16 protein-coding genes and 1 rRNA gene are annotated in these 16,623 nt (G+C 51.6%); 8 read left to right on the plus strand and 9 right to left on the minus strand.

The window, feature by feature from the left end; all coding sequences use genetic code 11:
• The first annotated feature begins 52 nt into the window (after positions 1-52).
• Together rrf and N7268_RS15665 are read left to right on the plus strand one after the other, a co-directional pair.
• Positions 53-168: ribosomal RNA gene (rrf, locus tag N7268_RS15660) — 5S ribosomal RNA — on the plus strand.
• 238 nt (positions 169-406) lie between these two features.
• Positions 407-1,705, plus strand: a complete 1,299-nt coding sequence (locus tag N7268_RS15665; RefSeq protein ID WP_260863634.1) for an MFS transporter — start codon at positions 407-409, stop codon at positions 1,703-1,705.
• Here the strand turns inward: N7268_RS15665 and N7268_RS15670 are convergent.
• From N7268_RS15670 to trxC, 5 genes are all read right to left on the minus strand, one after another.
• A complete protein-coding gene (locus N7268_RS15670) occupies positions 1,702-2,037 on the minus strand; it encodes a YfiM family lipoprotein (protein ID WP_409929198.1) in 336 nt (111 codons plus the stop codon). The genes N7268_RS15665 and N7268_RS15670 overlap by 4 nt on opposite strands.
• 32 nt (positions 2,038-2,069) lie before the next feature.
• The gene (gene pssA, locus N7268_RS15675) at positions 2,070-3,425 is read right to left on the minus strand and encodes a CDP-diacylglycerol--serine O-phosphatidyltransferase (protein ID WP_260863635.1); all 1,356 of its coding nucleotides are present in this window, start codon (positions 3,423-3,425) and stop codon (positions 2,070-2,072) included.
• Between the two features lie 114 nt (positions 3,426-3,539).
• Entirely contained in the window at positions 3,540-6,200 is a 2,661-nt protein-coding gene (locus tag N7268_RS15685; RefSeq protein ID WP_260863636.1) for a bifunctional acetate--CoA ligase family protein/GNAT family N-acetyltransferase, read from the minus strand.
• A gap of 36 nt (positions 6,201-6,236) precedes the next feature.
• Positions 6,237-6,935: a tRNA-uridine aminocarboxypropyltransferase gene (tapT, locus tag N7268_RS15690; RefSeq protein WP_260863637.1), complete on the minus strand. Its 699-nt coding sequence runs from the start codon at positions 6,933-6,935 to the stop codon at positions 6,237-6,239.
• Between the two features lie 69 nt (positions 6,936-7,004).
• Positions 7,005-7,424 carry a thioredoxin TrxC gene (trxC, locus tag N7268_RS15695; RefSeq protein WP_198903278.1) on the minus strand — a complete coding sequence of 140 codons (420 nt, stop codon included), beginning with the start codon at positions 7,422-7,424 and terminating at the stop codon, positions 7,005-7,007.
• Between the two features lie 206 nt (positions 7,425-7,630).
• Here trxC and N7268_RS15700 point away from each other — a divergent pair, with 206 nt between their 5' ends.
• Positions 7,631-8,710 carry a tRNA/rRNA methyltransferase gene (locus N7268_RS15700; RefSeq protein ID WP_198903279.1) on the plus strand — a complete coding sequence of 360 codons (1,080 nt, stop codon included), beginning with the start codon at positions 7,631-7,633 and terminating at the stop codon, positions 8,708-8,710.
• Positions 8,711-8,743: 33 nt separating this feature from the next.
• On the opposite strand, the gene ung is transcribed toward N7268_RS15700, so the two are convergent.
• Complete coding sequence (gene ung / locus N7268_RS15705; RefSeq protein WP_260863638.1) at positions 8,744-9,433, minus strand: uracil-DNA glycosylase; 690 nt, start codon at positions 9,431-9,433, stop codon at positions 8,744-8,746.
• A gap of 319 nt (positions 9,434-9,752) precedes the next feature.
• Between ung and grcA the strand changes: the two genes are divergently transcribed.
• Positions 9,753-10,136, plus strand: a complete 384-nt coding sequence (grcA, locus tag N7268_RS15710) for an autonomous glycyl radical cofactor GrcA (RefSeq protein WP_198903281.1) — start codon at positions 9,753-9,755, stop codon at positions 10,134-10,136.
• An 80-nt stretch (positions 10,137-10,216) separates the two neighbouring features.
• Here the strand turns inward: grcA and eamB are convergent, their stop codons facing one another.
• The gene (gene eamB, locus N7268_RS15715) at positions 10,217-10,804 is read right to left on the minus strand and encodes a cysteine/O-acetylserine transporter (RefSeq protein ID WP_260863639.1); all 588 of its coding nucleotides are present in this window, start codon (positions 10,802-10,804) and stop codon (positions 10,217-10,219) included.
• A 102-nt stretch (positions 10,805-10,906) separates the two neighbouring features.
• Here eamB and N7268_RS15720 point away from each other — a divergent pair, with 102 nt between their 5' ends.
• Positions 10,907-11,803 (plus strand): LysR family transcriptional regulator, encoded by an 897-nt coding sequence (locus N7268_RS15720; RefSeq protein ID WP_260863640.1) that lies wholly within the window; start codon positions 10,907-10,909, stop codon positions 11,801-11,803.
• A gap of 16 nt (positions 11,804-11,819) precedes the next feature.
• On the opposite strand, the gene srmB is transcribed toward N7268_RS15720, so the two are convergent.
• Positions 11,820-13,148, minus strand: coding sequence for an ATP-dependent RNA helicase SrmB (srmB, locus tag N7268_RS15725; RefSeq protein ID WP_198903284.1), 1,329 nt, complete (start codon positions 13,146-13,148; stop codon positions 11,820-11,822).
• Positions 13,149-13,278: 130 nt separating this feature from the next.
• On the opposite strand from srmB, the gene trmN reads away from it, so the two are divergent.
• A complete protein-coding gene (trmN, locus tag N7268_RS15730; RefSeq protein WP_260863641.1) occupies positions 13,279-14,016 on the plus strand; it encodes a tRNA(1)(Val) (adenine(37)-N(6))-methyltransferase TrmN in 738 nt (245 codons plus the stop codon).
• On the opposite strand, the gene nadB is transcribed toward trmN, so the two are convergent.
• Positions 14,001-15,623, minus strand: coding sequence for an L-aspartate oxidase (nadB, locus tag N7268_RS15735; protein WP_260863642.1), 1,623 nt, complete (start codon positions 15,621-15,623; stop codon positions 14,001-14,003). The genes trmN and nadB overlap by 16 nt on opposite strands.
• Before the next feature lie 262 nt (positions 15,624-15,885).
• Between nadB and rseD the strand changes: the two genes are divergently transcribed.
• A complete protein-coding gene (rseD, locus tag N7268_RS15740; protein ID WP_198903287.1) occupies positions 15,886-16,050 on the plus strand; it encodes a rpoE leader peptide RseD in 165 nt (54 codons plus the stop codon).
• A complete protein-coding gene (rpoE, locus tag N7268_RS15745) occupies positions 16,047-16,622 on the plus strand; it encodes an RNA polymerase sigma factor RpoE (protein WP_003037573.1) in 576 nt (191 codons plus the stop codon). Before rseD ends, rpoE begins: the two co-directional genes overlap by 4 nt.
• Position 16,623: the final 1 nt, after the last annotated feature.

Genomic DNA, 16,623 nt, shown 5'->3' on the forward strand with positions numbered 1-16,623 from the left:
CCTGATACAGATAAAATTAACCGGCGGTAAGCGGGTTAATAAACAGAATTTGCCTGGCGGCTGTAGCGCGGTGGTCCCACCTGACCCCATGCCGAACTCAGAAGTGAAACGCCGTAGCGCCGATGGTAGTGTGGGGTCTCCCCATGCGAGAGTAGGGAACTGCCAGGCATCAAATAAAACAAAAGGCTCAGTCGAAAGACTGGGCCTTTTGTTTTATCCGGCATTCATGAAACATTACGCGACCTACCATTCTCCTCCCTCGAACATATCTGAATCCTTTCTCTGCTAATTAAAACCGTGATCAATCTCTCATAATAACTTATAACAATTATATAACATTTAATTTACCAAAAAACACGACGCATCATTAAAAATTAATCAGATCTTTGGCAGGGGTACAATTCTAATGGCTGATAGCAGTGTAACTGAGAACGGGGCGCTGACAGACAGCGATACCCGTCGTCGCATATGGGCAATTGTTGGAGCATCATCAGGAAACCTCGTCGAATGGTTTGATTTCTATATCTACTCTTTCTGCTCCCTTTACTTTGCCCATATCTTTTTTCCTTCCGGAAATACCACCACGCAACTCTTACAAACCGCTGGCGTATTTGCAGCAGGCTTCCTGATGAGACCGATCGGCGGATGGCTATTTGGCCGGATTGCGGATAAGCATGGGCGCAAAAAGTCGATGCTGTTGTCGGTTTGCATGATGTGCATGGGATCGCTGGTGATCGCTTGCCTGCCGGGGTATGAAACCATCGGCACCTGGGCTCCCGCGCTGCTTCTGCTTGCCAGATTATTTCAGGGACTGTCTGTTGGTGGTGAATACGGGACCAGCGCGACCTATATGAGTGAAGTCGCCGTTGAAGGTAAGAAAGGATTCTATGCATCATTCCAGTACGTTACGCTAATCGGTGGACAGTTACTGGCCTTGCTGGTTGTGGTGATATTGCAACAAACGTTAGAAGATTCAGCGCTCAGAGAGTGGGGCTGGCGTATTCCGTTTGCGCTGGGTGCCGTGCTGGCAATTGTCGCGCTGTGGCTTCGTCGTCAACTGGATGAAACGTCGAAACAGGATGTTCGCGCGCTGAAAGAAGCGGGTTCCCTGAAAGGGCTATGGCGTAACCGTAAGGCTTTTCTCATGGTGCTTGGGTTTACTGCCGCAGGATCACTGTGCTTTTATACATTCACGACCTACATGCAGAAATACCTGGTCAACACAGCAGGTATGCATGCCAACGTTGCCAGCGGGATCATGACGGCTGCGCTGTGCGTATTTATGCTGGTACAACCGCTGTTCGGTGCTTTGTCCGATAAAATTGGGCGACGAACTTCAATGCTGTGCTTTGGTGCATTAGCCGCAATTTTCACCGTGCCTATTCTGTCAGCATTGCAGAATGTGAGTTCCCCCTATGCAGCATTTGCTCTGGTGATGTGTGCGTTGCTGATTGTGAGTTTCTATACCTCTATCAGCGGGATACTGAAGGCTGAAATGTTCCCGGCGCAGGTTCGTGCGTTAGGGGTAGGGCTGTCCTATGCGGTGGCAAACGCTTTGTTCGGCGGTTCTGCTGAATATGTTGCCCTGTCGCTGAAATCTGTTGGAATGGAAACGTCGTTTTTCTGGTATGTCACCGCGATGGCTGCTATCGCATTTTTGGTTTCGCTGATGCTACATCGTAAAGGTAAGGGGTTGCGTCTTTAGTGATGGGCCATTTGCCAGACAGCGTAGCCGGTGGAGGCTCCTGCGACATCCCAGGCAAAGTCCTTCCAGCTCCAGCCGCTTCCTGCGGGGCGGCTGTCCCAGAGCTCTTTGGATGCACCAAGACTAACAGAGAACATTAAACCGATAGCCGCGCTACGGTCACGACTGTTTCCCTGATGCTGGGCGAACTCATTCCCGGCTGCGGCCAGCATGGCTGAGGCGATAAAGTGTTGAGCTTTGTCTTGTCCGCTCCAGCTGTCGTTCGCCATATGGCTACAGCCTGAAAGTACCAGAATACTGGCCAGAATAAACAGGCGCACCGTTGCCTCCATAGAAAAAACCCCGTCACGGGACGGGGTCTTGGTTACAGAATACGGCTGATCAATCTGTCGATTCGAATACGGCGTAATCGACGGATAAGCTTACGCACTTTTACCGGATAGTCGGCAATGCTCTGTAGGTCGCGATAGTGCTTAACGACGGTTGTATGCGTGCGAATAAGCTCCAGCTCTTTTTCGCGCTGAGGGCTTAACTCTTGCTTAGGATCGTGGATAAGAATGGCATTTTCCAGGTCCAGGCGCCAGGCACGAGGGTTAAGATTGTTACCGGTGAGCAACATCCATTTATCGTCTACCCACATTCCTTTCAGATGATAGGTATTGTCATCATCTTTCCATAAACGTACGACTAGCTGATCGGTATTAACGTAATACTGGAGTCGGCTCAGGAAGCGGCGCAGGTTAATTTCGTAAAGATAGGGAAGTGCGCCGATGATCTTAAACGGTTCATTTTCGGGGATGAAAAAGTCGTTGGCGGTTTTATCGCCTACAATGATTTCAACTTTTTTCCCCTCACGCAGCAGCTGAATAATATTGCGAACCAGCACAGCAGGCAGGTTGAAATAAGGCGTACATATCGTGAGCTTATGTTCCGCGCAAGGCATCAGATGGAAAATGGTCTTATTCAGCAGACTGGATTTCCCTAGCCCAACCAGAGGGGTAACAGAGAGCTGTTCATTGTCGGCATCCCCCTGAAAATGGAATGACGCATCCCGTAGTTCCTGGCGGTACAGGCGGATGTCGTTCTTAATTTCCGGACTTTTAGGGCGATGGAGATCATCAAGACGGTTAACGCCGCGGCCATTCATCAGGTTCTGCGTGACCCAATCGTACATGATATCGGCCATTTGCGCGTTGCGAATCAGCTGATAACGGTCATAGCGATATTTATCATGCTGGTGCAAGTAAACATCGTTCAGGCTGGCTCCGCTGTACAGGACGCTGTCATCGATGATAAAGCCTTTGAAATGCAGGACGCCAAGCGCTTCCCGGGTATTAATCGGTACGCCATAGACAGGAATGTCGATACCTGGATTTTCTTGCGCCATTCGGCAGTACCAGTCGGCATTGGTATTAGACGCTGCAGCGCCAATACGCCCACGCTGGGCACGATGCCAGTCGACAAGTACCCGGATATCCAGTTCTGGACGCTGCCGCTTTGCTGCATAGAGCGCGTCAAGTATGCCTTTACCACCGTCATCTTGTTCCAGGTACAGAGCAATGATGCAGATCCGTCGCGTCGCGCTGGCTATTTTCTCCAGCAGTGTCTCCCTGAAATTAGCGGGAGCATAAAAGAAATCTACATCATCAACTGACTGAGAAATCTTAGGTAGTTGGGCAAGGTGTTGTTGATGTTTATTACGCTTAAATTTTGACAACATCACAGTGCATTTCTTCTCTGTTCATTGAAGGGTCCTCTGTGCTTTGCAGACGACATAAGCGGGCAATGATACCACCAGTACCCATTAATGTGGTCAACATTTCCAGTACCTTACTCACGATTCCTCATATTGGGCAAGATTAAGCGTTAGCCCAACAATTCCCTCTTCGAGTTGGACATCGACATTGAACCCGAGTTTTCGAGCCAGGGCGACCATCCCACGATTATTTGGCATCGTAATACCATTCAGGCGTCTAAGTCCGTGATCTCGAGTATATGCAATTAACTTTTCCATCAATCGGCGACCCAGTCCCAGCCCTTTAAGATCCGAGCGAACCAGTACGGCAAACTCTGCGTCTACGTTATCAGGATCGGAGATAGCCCGGGTAACACCCAGGATCTCTTCGTTGTTATCGCGGCAACGGACAGCGACAAATGCCATTTCCCGATCGTAGTCGATCTGCGTCATATTGGCTAAATCTTCATGGGTAAATTCGTTGATCTCACTGAAATAGCGGTAATAAAGATCTTCTTTGGTCACCTGCGAAATGAACTGTTGCAGATGCGGTTCATCCTCCGGCAGGATGGGGCGAAACAGGCAGCGCTCACCGTTTTTCAACTCGACCCATTCTTCAAGCTGATGAGGGTAGGGGCGTACGGCCAGTCTGCTTTCGTTATCGCCCGTAAACGGGGCAATATCCAGCGTGACGTCCAGGGCCGTAAATTCACCGGCAGAGGCCAAAAGCGGATGGATATCCAGACGCTGAATTTCCGGGCAATCGACGATCAGGTTCGATACCTGAACCAGAAGCTGGCTTAAACCGGCGACATCCAATGGTCGTAATGCGCTGCGGGCACGGATCTTTTTATTTTTGATCCCCTGGATCACCAGGTAACGCGCCAGGTTCATGTTTAACGGCGGTAATGCCACAACGGCTTGTTCTTCCGGCCTCCACTCAACGCCACCTTCACCTAACATAATCAGCGGCCCAAACACCGGATCGTGTTCGACGACCACGCGAAGTTCCTGAGCGCCAGCGCGATTGGCCATACTTTGCACTAACAAACCGTGGATACGCGCCTGCGGCCAGGCCATTTTCACGCGATCAAAAATGGCATTGGCGGCCTGCTGCACTTCCGTAGCTGTGCGTAGATATAACATGACCCCCTGAACTTCCGATTTATGCGGGATATCAGGAGAGCGCAGCTTAAGCGCGACCGGGTAACCAATTTGCTCAGCAATGTGCACGGCTTCTGCACTGTCACTGGCGATCCAGGTCGGCAGGGTGTGTAAGCCATAGGCTTGCAAAATGGGCTGCACTTCATGTGTATCCAGTGAGGTCGCCCCCTCAGCAATCGCCTGCTGTAACAGATTGTGCGCCTCGGCAGTGTTGGTGGTCAGGCTATCGGGCAGAGCGGGTGTTTCTCGCAACTGCTTCTGGTTTCGACGGTATTCAACCATATGCATAAACGCGGTGATTGTTCCTTCCGGCGTACGATAGGTCGGCAACCCGGCTTCGCTAAACAATCTGCGAGCTTCTTGCGATGAATACTCACCGCACCAGTTAGTCAGCAGGGAGATGAACTTTCCTCTGGGATGATGCTTAACTGCCTCGATCAGCGCATGCGCGCTCTCGGTGCCTGGAGCTGCCGCGCTGGGGGAGTGAATCACCATCAGGGCGTCGAAATCCTGGCTGGCGAGTAAAATATCCAGCGTTTTGACATAGTGCTCGCTGCTGGCGTCGTCACGCAGATCCAGTGGATTCGCGATATCAACATGGGCGGGCAACGCATCGCGTAATTTCTGGCAGGTCTCTTCACTCAGTGTGGCCAGTTTGCCTTTGCGTGACCACAGTTCATCTAATGCGAGTGCAGCAGGAGCTGCGCCATTGCTGATGATCATCAGCCTGTCACCACGCAGCGGGCGCATATGGCTTAAGGTTTCTACGGCCGAGAAAAGCTCGTGTGTATCTTGTACGCGTAACAGACCCGCTCGCTGAATGGCTGCGTCCCATGCAGGGTCCATCCCGGCGCTGGTGTGCAATAAACGCTGTGCAGCCGGGCTTCGGCCGCTCTTGATCACCAAAATCGGTTTATTGCGTGATGCGCTACGTGCCGCGGAGACAAAGCGTCGGGCATCACTCAGATGTTCCAGGTAGAGCAAAATAGCACTGGTTTTACTGTCGCGGGCCAGATAATCCAGCAGCTCATCAACGTCAATATCCAGACTGTCGCCCAGTGCGATGAAGTAAGAAAAGCCCATTTCTCTCTGCTGTGCCCAGTCGAGTATGGTATTGGATACGGCGGCGGATTGAGAGATAAACGCCAGCTTGCCGCGCTTTATCGGAACGGGGGAAAAGCTGGCGTTAAGTCCCTGCCAGGGCGCGAGAAGTCCCAGACTGTTGGGGCCGAGAAGGCGTATTTTATAGCGTGCAGCACAGGCTAACAGATCGGTGTGCTGCGCTGCGGGCGCTGAGAGAATAATGCAGGTTTTACAGCCCTTTTCGCCAAGTTCCTCCAGCAATGCCAGGTTACGGCTGGCATTGGTACACAAAACGGCAAGGTCAGGAGAAAAAGGCAGACTGCTGATATTGGGCCAGGCCAGAACGCCCAGTACAGCTTTCCAGGCGGGCGTCACGGGTAAAACCGGCCCGTTGAAGCCCCCAGCCAGTAAGTTGCGCATCATCAGGTAACCCGCACGATAGGATTTCATTGATGCCCCAATCACCGCAATGGATTTCGGTCGCAGCAGTGCTTCCAGACCACGTTGACTCATATCGGCTTCCTTAATGACACCAGTGACCGAATGATTTTAAACGCTTTCTGCCGAGCCTGCTGTGACGCTTCCCTGATGTTGGGTTTTTCCTGCCAGATAGCGCGTTTTAAAACGCGTGAAATGTTCGCCTAATCCTTCAGCCGCCTGCGTATCTCCAGCCAGATCCAGTAAGGCAATGGCGACTTCGGCGGTGCAGTATTGCCCTTCGGCATGGGCTTCGCGCAGGTGGTAAGCGGAAAGACGTGATAGATCGACCGAGATCACCGGCAAATTATCGAGGTACGGGCTTTTACGGAACATTTTACGCGCTTCCGGCCAGGTACCATCAAGCATGATAAACAGCGGCGGCTTACCTGCTGGTGGAGTAAAAATCACCTCACGTTTTTCCCCCGCATAGGAGGCCGGAAATACCACCATGGGCTGATAATCCGGGTTTTGCACCAGCTCAAGAAGCGCCTGCGGTGGCTCGGTGCGCGACCACTGAAATGCCGCAGTATTGGGTAAAATATCGGCAATTAAACGACCCGTGTTGCTGGGCTTCATGGGTTCGGTATCAAACATCACGAGGCAAAAACGGCTTTTCGCATGGGAAGGCGAGAGCGTTGCGCACAGGCACTGTTTCAGCGGCAGCAGGCAGCGCTGACAGCGGCGGACGCGGTTACCTCGGGCAAGAAAAGGACGCGTGGCACGGGCAAGGCGCTCGGCGCGTAACTGGAGAACGGCGTTATCGGTCATGGGGAAACACGTTGAAAAACGCTATTGTCGCAGAGGTGAAAACGGGGCACAAGATGTGCCCCGGAGAGATTATAATGATTCGTTCAGCCAGCTATCAAATGGCGCTTTTGGTACGGCGCCATTCAGCATATCGACTACCTCACCTTTCTTGAAGATCATGATGGTGGGGATGCTGCGGATACCAAAACGGGCACTGAGTTCGCGTTCGGCCTCCGTATTCACTTTCACAAAGCGCACTTTACCGCTACGCTCTTCGGCGACATCTTCAAAAATGGGCGCGAAGTTGCGGCACGGCCCACACCATGGAGCCCAGAAATCAACCACTACAGGAAGATCGTCTTTTAACAGCTTATCCAGCGTTTCACCGGTCGCATTGATCACCTCTCCGTCAAACAGGTCGTGACCACAGCGTCCGCATTTAGCCGCTTCCTGAACACGATCGTCGGGAATGCGGTTGATTGCCTGGCAGCTGGTACAAACGGTATTCATAACTAACCTCTGGATGAGTAGGTGGACTTCGCGGCAATAACGCCGACATGTTTCTATTATGTTACATATTATCGGAAAGACTGTTTTAAACAACAATGCGTTTTATTCAATGAGTACAATAGTCATAAGCTTTTAAATGAAATCATGGCTAACGAGGTGCACATCGGGTAATCTGCGCGCTTCGCGCAGAGCAGGTGGAGAAAAACATGAGCGACGAACTGAAGAACAAAAACGGCAAGGTCAAAGTGATGTACGTCCGCAGTGACGATGACTCGGATAAACGCACCCAAAATCCACGTACTGGTAAAGGCGGCGGTCGCCCCGGTACTTCCCGAGCCGAAGGCGGTCGTCGCCCTGCCCGTGATGACAGAAAGGGCCCGAACAGTGAGCGCGGCCGTGAACGTGGTCGTGACCGCGATGTAGAACGCGACCGCAGACGTGAAGATTCTCCGTGGCGTACCGTCTCCCGCGCACCGAACGATGATGCGGTGGAAAAGGCCGATCACGGTGGTATCAGCGGTAAGAGCTTTATCGATCCTGAAGTATTACGTCGTCAGCGTGCGGAAGAAACCCGCGTTTACGGTGAAAATGCCTGTCAGGCTCTGTTCCAGAGTCGCCCGGACGCTATTGTCCGTGCCTGGTTTATCCAGAGCGTGACCCCGCGATTTAAAGAAGCACTACGCTGGATGGCGGCAAACCGTAAAGCCTACCACGTGGTGGACGAAGCTGAGCTGGCGAAAGCCTCCGGAACTGAGCACCATGGCGGTGTTTGCTTCCTGATCAAAAAACGTAATGGCACGACCGTTAAGCAATGGGTTAATCAGGCAGGCGCGCAGGATTGCGTGTTGGCTCTGGAGGATATTGCTAACCCGCACAACCTGGGCGGCATGATGCGTAGCTGTGCCCACTTCGGCGTGAAGGGTGTGGTGGTACAGGATGCCGCGCTTCTGGAGTCAGGGGCTGCTATTCGTACCGCAGAAGGCGGGGCAGAGCACGTCCAGCCGATCACTGGCGACAGCATTGTTGATGTGTTGGATGATTTCCGTCAGGCGGGTTACACCGTCGTGATGACTTCCAGCGAGAAAGGTCAGTCGTTGTTTAATACGACGCTGCCGGAAAAAATGGTGCTGGTGTTAGGGCGCGAGCGCGATGCGCTGCCAGAAGCGGCTTGTTCCGCGGATGACCTGTGCGTTGCGATTGACGGTACTGGCAACGTCGAAACGCTTAATGTCTCCGTCGCGACAGGCGTACTGCTTGCTGAATGGTGGCGTCAGAACAAAGCGTGATAGTAAAAATGCCAGCGAATCGCTGGCATTTTTTTACTCACTTTCTGCGGGTAAGACCGGCATCCAGTCAATGGGTTTTTCACCGCGTTGTTCCAGCCACGCATTTGTCAGTGCAAAGTGATTACAGCCAAAGAAGCCGCGGTGCGCCGAGAGCGGTGACGGGTGCGGTGCCTTCAGGATATGGTGACGGTGCGCATCAATAATTGCCCCTTTCTTCTGCGCGTGCGCGCCCCAGAGCAAAAATACCACTCCTTCACGATGTTCATTGATCAGACTAATGACTTTGTCGGTAAAGGTTTCCCAGCCCAGACTTGCATGGGAATGTGCCTGACCAGCCCGGACGGTCAGAACCGTATTCAGTAACAGCACGCCCTGACGCGCCCAGCTTTCCAGATATCCGTGCGCGGGGCGCGTAAAACCGGGAATAGTGGACTCCAGCTCTTTATACATGTTCAGCAATGAGGGCGGTGTCGCAATGCCTGGACGAACAGAAAATGCCAGTCCATGTGCCTGACCTGGGCCGTGGTAGGGATCTTGCCCCAGGATAACGACTTTAACGTCACCCAGTTCGGTAAAGCGAAATGCGTTAAACACATCTTTTTGCGGTGGGTAAATCGTCATGCCTGACTGACGTTCCCCGGCAACGGTATGCAGTGTGTTTACAAAATAGGGCTGCTGTTTCTCTTCTGCCAGCACATCGTGCCAGGTTAATTCGGTAGCCATCTCGCTCTCCTGCGAATTTTCAATCGCTATAGCTTAACTGCTTCTTTATGAGGCGCAAAATTCTGTACGTTTCTCAAGAGGCTACCCCCTAAAGATAGTTGAAAATTTATGTAAAAAGTTTATCTGCGCATATGGCGTAAGTTGATGTAAAACAATAAAATCCGCCTATCACCACTTTTCATGTGTGGTTTTTGTTGATTTAAATCAAAGATTCAAGGGTGTGTGAGGGGTATATATACACTCAAGCAACAATGGTTTTACCAATTGGCCGGGTAAACGGCCGACCGAAATCAAATAATTTTGCCGGGGAGGCATCAACATGATTACAGGTATCCAGATTACTAAAGCCGCTAACGACGACCTGCTGAACTCTTTCTGGCTGCTGGACAACGAAAAAGGCGAAGCACGCTGCATCGTTGCGAAAGCAGGTTTCAATGCTGATGACGTCGTTGCCGTCAGCAAACTGGGCGAAATCGAATACCGTGAAGTGCCGGTAGACGTACAGCCGGAAGTCCGTGTGGAAGGTGGTCAACACCTGAACGTTAACGTTCTGCGTCGCGAAACGCTGGAAGATGCGGTTAAGCACCCGGAAAAATATCCGCAGCTGACCATCCGTGTTTCTGGTTATGCAGTGCGTTTCAACTCACTGACTCCAGAACAACAGCGCGACGTTATTGCTCGTACCTTTACTGAAAGCCTGTAAGGCTCCCGGGGTAACAGTCCCGATAATCAGATAATTAAAAAGCGGACGGTGTCAGTACACCGTCCGCTTTTTTACATCATTTAGTAAAAAATCCTCACTGCGCAGTACACCAGCAGTAATGCCAGAATGACATTCAATTGCCGTCCATAGCAGCGAAAGATGCGCTGGAAAAGATGGCCAGCCAGCGCCCAGCAGGCATTGCCGAATGTGCCTATCAACGCCAGTAACACGCTAACGCCAATAACCCAGCTCAGCTCTCTTGTATGCGGCAGAACAAATGTGGATAACGCGGTGATGCCATACAGGATGATTTTTACGTTCACGAACTGCAAACCGAAACTCGCCCAAAAGCTAATGGGTTTCGCCTCGAGGCTATCGTTTGAGGCCTTGCTGGTGGCTATTTTCAATGCCAGCCATAAGATATACGCCGCCCCCGCCCAACTGAGCCAGTGGACGATAGCCGGATCAATGACGGCAAGCGAGAATGAAATCCCTGCACACAGCAACATCACGATCAAAAAGCCCAGGCTCATTCCCGCTAACACGTGCGTACTCTGACGAAATCCGTGCGAAGTCGCTGCGCTAAGCGCGAGAATATTATTGGGCCCCGGCGTGAGGGCTGTAATCAATGTATAGGTCCAGAATGCGCTTAAAAGAGTGGGGGTCACTTGTTATCTCCTCTGTTTTAGCAGACAGTACCCGACATGAAACATTTAAAAAAATGAATGTTTTTAAATCCTGGGTTCAATAATATCGATAGGTTGGTGGGAATGGATTTACGTCGGTTTATTACGCTGAAAACGGTGGTAGAAGAAGGGTCATTCCTTCGGGCTTCGCAAAAACTGTGTTGTACGCAATCAACCGTTACGTTTCATATTCAACAACTTGAGCAAGAACTCTCTTTGCAATTGTTCGAAAAAATTGGCCGTCGGATGTGCCTTACCAGTGAAGGGAAAAAACTCATGCCACATGTGCATGAACTGAGCCGGGTGATGTCATCGATCCGCCAGGTGGCAAGACAAGATGCGCCGCCCAGCGGCGAGCTGCGTGTCGCAACAGGTGAAACCCTTCTGGCATATAAAATGCCGCAGGTTTTACAGCGATTTAAACAGCGTGCACCGAATGTGCGGTTGTCCTTACAGTCACTCAACTGTTATGTCATTCGCGATGCATTGCTGGATGATGAGGTCGATCTGGGGGTGTTTTATCGCGTCGGCAAAGATGATGCGCTTGAGATGCTGCCGCTGGGTGAACAATCCCTGGTCCTGGTGGCGTCTCCGAACATTCAGCACGCTGATTTCACTCAACATAGCCAGCATATTCCCTGTAGCTTTATCATCAATGAACCACAATGTATTTTCAGGCAGCGCTTTGAAGGCTTGCTGCGCCAGCGTCAGATTACACTGGAAAACACCATTGAACTGTGGAGCATTGAGAGCATCAAGCAGTGTGTTATGGCGAACCTTGGGATCAGCTTTTTACCCCGTTTTGCCGTCGAACGGGAGCTTAGCACGGGGGCACTGATTGAATTACCGTTCTGTGAAGAACCTGAGTCGATAACCGCATTGTGTGCACATCATGCCGGGAAAGCGGTCAGCCCGGCCATGCGGGTTTTTATGGAATGTGTTGAAGAGAGTTTTATGGCGAATGAAAAAATGCCGGGCTAAAGGCCCGGCATCATGCTTACTCTTTGTCGGATTGCTGAGCGCCTGTTCCGCTCGGCTTACGACGTTTGCCAATGTTTTTGGCGTCGCGGTGACGTTTCTTCACGCGCGGCTTCTCTTTATCTTTTTCTTTTTTCTCGGCGCGCTTCGCCAGCACTTTCTTGGATGGCTTGCCGTTAGATTTCTCACTTGGCGCACGGGTTGTTGGACGTAGTTCGTCAATAACGCGAGCCTTCAGCGGTTCGTCAATATAGCGGCTCGCTTTGCCGAGCAGCAGATGGTCATGCGCTTCAACCAGAGAAATCGCAGTGCCTTTACGGCCCGCGCGACCGGTACGACCAATACGGTGCAGATAGGCGTCACCACTACGCGGCATGTCGTAGTTAAATACGTGGCTGACGTCAGGAATATCGATACCGCGTGCCGCAACGTCGGTCGCCACCAACACGTTCACGCGACCATCGGTCAGTCGTTTGATCGCTTCGTTACGTTTAATCTGCACCATCTCGCCTTCGAGATAGCAGTTATTGATCCCTGCCTGGCGCAGCCAGCCTGCCAGTTCGTGCACACGCTCGCGTTTACGCACAAAGACAATGGAGCGGGTCGCTTCCGGCTGTTTTAACAGATGGATCAGCAGCGCTGTTTTATGCTCGATATTGTCGGCACGGTAGTACCATTGATGGATCTTCTTGCGTTCGCGCGTGGACGGATCCGCAGAAACTTCAACCGGATCTTCCAGCAGACGCTCGGCAAAATCTTTAATCGCATCGCCTTCCAGCGTGGCAGAGAACAGCATGGTCTGCTTACGCCAGCGGGTTTCACCGGCAATATGCTCGATGTCCTGAGCGAAGCCCATGTCCAGCATACGGTCGGCTTCATCAAGGATCAGCGTTTCAACTGCATGGCAGTCGAAGTTCTCTTCTTTGATGTATTGCAGCAAACGACCTGTAGTGGCGACCACGATATCCTGGTTTTCGCTAAAGACTTCCATGTGGTTCATATAAGCCACGCCACCGGTAATGGTGGCGATATCCAGGTGCGTATTTTTGGCCAGTTCACGGGCGTGTTCGGCAACCTGCATCGCCAGTTCGCGGGTCGGCGTCAAAATTAAAATGCGCGGTGGACCGGATTTCTTGCGTGGGAAGTCGAGCAGGTGCTGCAACGCTGGCAGCAAATATGCCGCCGTTTTACCGGTGCCTGTCGGCGCAGAACCGAGTACATCACGGCCATCGAGCGCAGGCGGAATGGCGGCAGCCTGAATGGCGGTCGGGCGAGTGAAACCTTTTTCCTGGAGGGCATCCAGCAGGCTTTCATCGAGTTCAAGTTCGGAAAAAGTCGTTACAGTCATGTTCTACCTCTGTGTGGGGCGCTGATTATAGACGTTACGGCTGCAATCTTCATCTGTTTGTATGGATATACCTTCTCAGGTATTGTTTTTATCCTATGTTTTCGTTTTTTTCCCAGGAAGGTCGTTTTTCATGCCCCAGTCTACATCCGTTGTTCGACGTAATGGATTTACTTTTAAGCAGTTTTTTGTGGCACACGATCGTTGCGCAATGAAAGTCGGCACTGACGGTATTTTATTGGGGGCCTGGGCGCCTGTCGCGGGCGTAAAACGGATCCTTGATATTGGTACTGGAAGCGGTCTGTTAGCCCTCATGCTGGCGCAACGTACAGATGAAAACGTCATTATTGATGCTGTGGAACTGGATGTTGATGCCGCGCAGCAGGCGCAGGAAAACATCTTGCAATCTCCGTGGGGGCAGCGCGTCAGAGTCCATACCGAAGATGCTCAGCAGTGGATACCTCGCCAGACTGTGCGTTTCGATTTGATTATTAGCAACCCACCCTATTATGAGCAGGGAGTAGAGTGCGCCACGCCGCAGCGCGAACAGGCTCGCTACACGACTGCACTTAATCACGAAGCATTATTAACGTTGGCGGCGAATAGCATTACAGAAGAGGGATTTTTTTGTGTGGTGCTGCCGGAGCAGATTGGTAATGCATTTACCCAGCAGGCATTGAGTATGGGATGGCATCTGCGTTTGCGTACCGATGTTGCGGAAACCGAGGCCCGGTTACCGCATCGTGTACTGCTCGCTTTCTCCCCGCAGGCCGGGGAGTATTTTAGCGACAGACTGGTGATCCGTGGACCAGACCAGCGTTATTCTGAAGGTTACACGGCGCTGACCCAGGCCTTTTATCTGTTTATGTGATGACTTAACGGCGAGAGAATCGAGGGGCCGGATGCAGGAAGTTGCTCTGGATAATCCAGCGTGTAATGCAGGCCCCGACTCTCTTTACGCATCATTGCGCAGCGCACAATAAGTTCCGCAACCTGCACCAGATTGCGCAGCTCCAGCAAGTTATTCGACACGCGGAAATGGGCGTAATACTCATCGATTTCCTGTTGCAGCATGGTGATACGGCGCAGAGCACGTTCCAGACGTTTCGTCGTGCGTACGATGCCGACGTAATCCCACATAAACAGGCGCAGCTCATGCCAGTTATGCTGGATGACAACCAGTTCATCCGGGTTTTCTACCCGACTCTCATCCCAGCCGGGAAGGGCGCTGACACCGCGAGCGTAAGGCATTCGTCGGTCGATATCCTCAGCCGCTGACCAACCGTATACCAGACACTCCAGCAATGAGTTTGACGCCATACGGTTGGCGCCATGCAGCCCGGTATAACTCACTTCGCCGATAGCATACAAACCGTCCACATCGGTACGGCCAAAGTCATCGACCATTACGCCACCGCAGGTATAGTGCGCAGCAGGGACTATCGGCACCGGTTCTTTGGTCAGATCGATACCCAGCCCCAGCAGTTTTTCATAGATCATTGGGAAATGCTGACGCACAAATTCTTCTGGCTTATGGCTGATGTCGAGGTACATACAGTCAGCGCCCAGGCGCTTCATTTCGTGGTCAATGGCTCGGGCGACGATATCGCGCGGAGCCAGTTCACCACGCTCATCAAAGTCAGGCATAAAGCGTGTGCCATCCGGGCGTTTCAGGTGTGCTCCTTCGCCACGCAGCGCTTCAGTCAGCAGAAAATTGCGCGCCTGTGGGTGATACAACGCAGTTGGGTGAAACTGGTTAAATTCGAGATTGGCAACGCGGCATCCTGCACGCCATGCCATTGCGATGCCATCACCTGATGAAATATCTGGATTGGTGGTGTACTGATAAACCTTTGATGCGCCGCCGGTGGCCAGTACAACGGATTTTGCATGACAGGTTTCGACGGTTTCTTTATTACGGTTCCATATCCAGGCCCCGACAACCCGACGCGTACCCGGCAGACCGATTTTGTCAGAGATAATCAGGTCTACAGCGTTACTGCGCTCCAGTACCTGAATATTGGGATGATTTTGCGCCTGGCTCACCAGTGTGGTTTCGACTTCTTTGCCGGTCGCATCGGCTGCATGCAGGATCCGTCGGTGGCTATGACCGCCTTCGCGGGTCAGGTGATAGCTCTCCTCGCCATTAGGTTGCACCTGCGTATCAAACAAGACCCCCTGATTGATGAGCCACTGTACGCACGTGCGAGCATTGCTGGCAACGAATTCAACCGCGTGACGATCGCAAAGGCCGGCACCGGCAATCAGCGTATCTTCGACGTGAGAATCGATACTGTCAGTTTCATCGAAAACAGCGGCAATACCGCCCTGAGCATAAAACGTTGAGCCTTCGCTGACGGGCCCTTTACTCAGGACGATGACCTGATGTTTTTCTGCCAGGCGCAGCGCCAGTGAGAGTCCGGCAGCCCCGCTGCCAATGATCAGTACATCACAGGATAATTCAGGCGTTGTGTTCATGATTTTTGTTTAATTTACTAAACAGTGTTTGGTCACCATAGCACCACATTGCGCAGTACTGCACGTTTTATTTTGAATTGTGTTGCAATGACTAAACAGGAAAGAAAAGCATCGCGGGGAGTAAAAGCGCAAAAATATTTTGTGAAGCAGGCCGTTAGCATCAGATTATGTGATGAAATAAAGCGGCTGTTGGGTTACTCTGCAAGCGGTAAATGGGCATTTCTATACAGATAGTGCGTTGATCGGGTTATGTAGACTTATAATGAGAGATAAGACCTGTCTACAACATGACAAACAAAAACAAATGCGTAACGGAACTTTACGAAACTTGAGCACTCTAAGTCGTTGCTTGCTCATAGTGCAGCTGATGGAGTGGCGTTTCGAAAGCGCGTGGAAATTTGGTTTGGGGAGACTTTACCTCGGATGAGCGAGCAGTTAACGGACCAGGTCCTGGTTGAACGGGTCCAGAAGGGAGATCAGAAAGCCTTTAACTTACTGGTAGTACGCTATCAGCATAAAGTGGCGAGTCTGGTTTCCCGCTATGTGCCGTCGGGAGATGTTCCCGATGTGGTGCAAGAAGCATTTATTAAGGCCTATCGTGCGCTGGACTCGTTCCGGGGAGATAGTGCTTTTTATACCTGGCTGTATCGTATTGCAGTCAATACAGCGAAGAATTACCTGGTCGCTCAGGGGCGTCGTCCACCTTCCAGTGATATAGATGCTATTGAAGCAGAAAACTACGAAAGTGGCGGAGCACTGAAAGAAATTTCGAACCCTGAGAACTTAATGTTGTCAGAAGAACTGAGACAGATAGTTTTCCGAACTATTGAGTCCCTCCCGGAAGATTTACGTATGGCAATAACCTTACGGGAGCTGGATGGCCTGAGCTATGAAGAAATAGCCGCTATCATGGATTGTCCGGTGGGTACGGTGCGTTCTCGTATCTTCCGAGCGAGGGAAGCTATTGATAATAAAGTTCAACCGCTTATCAGGCGTTGAC

Origin of the sequence: Citrobacter sp. Marseille-Q6884 (assembly GCF_945906775.1) — a bacterium.
In the GTDB taxonomy this organism is placed as follows: Bacteria; Pseudomonadota; Gammaproteobacteria; order Enterobacterales; family Enterobacteriaceae; genus Citrobacter.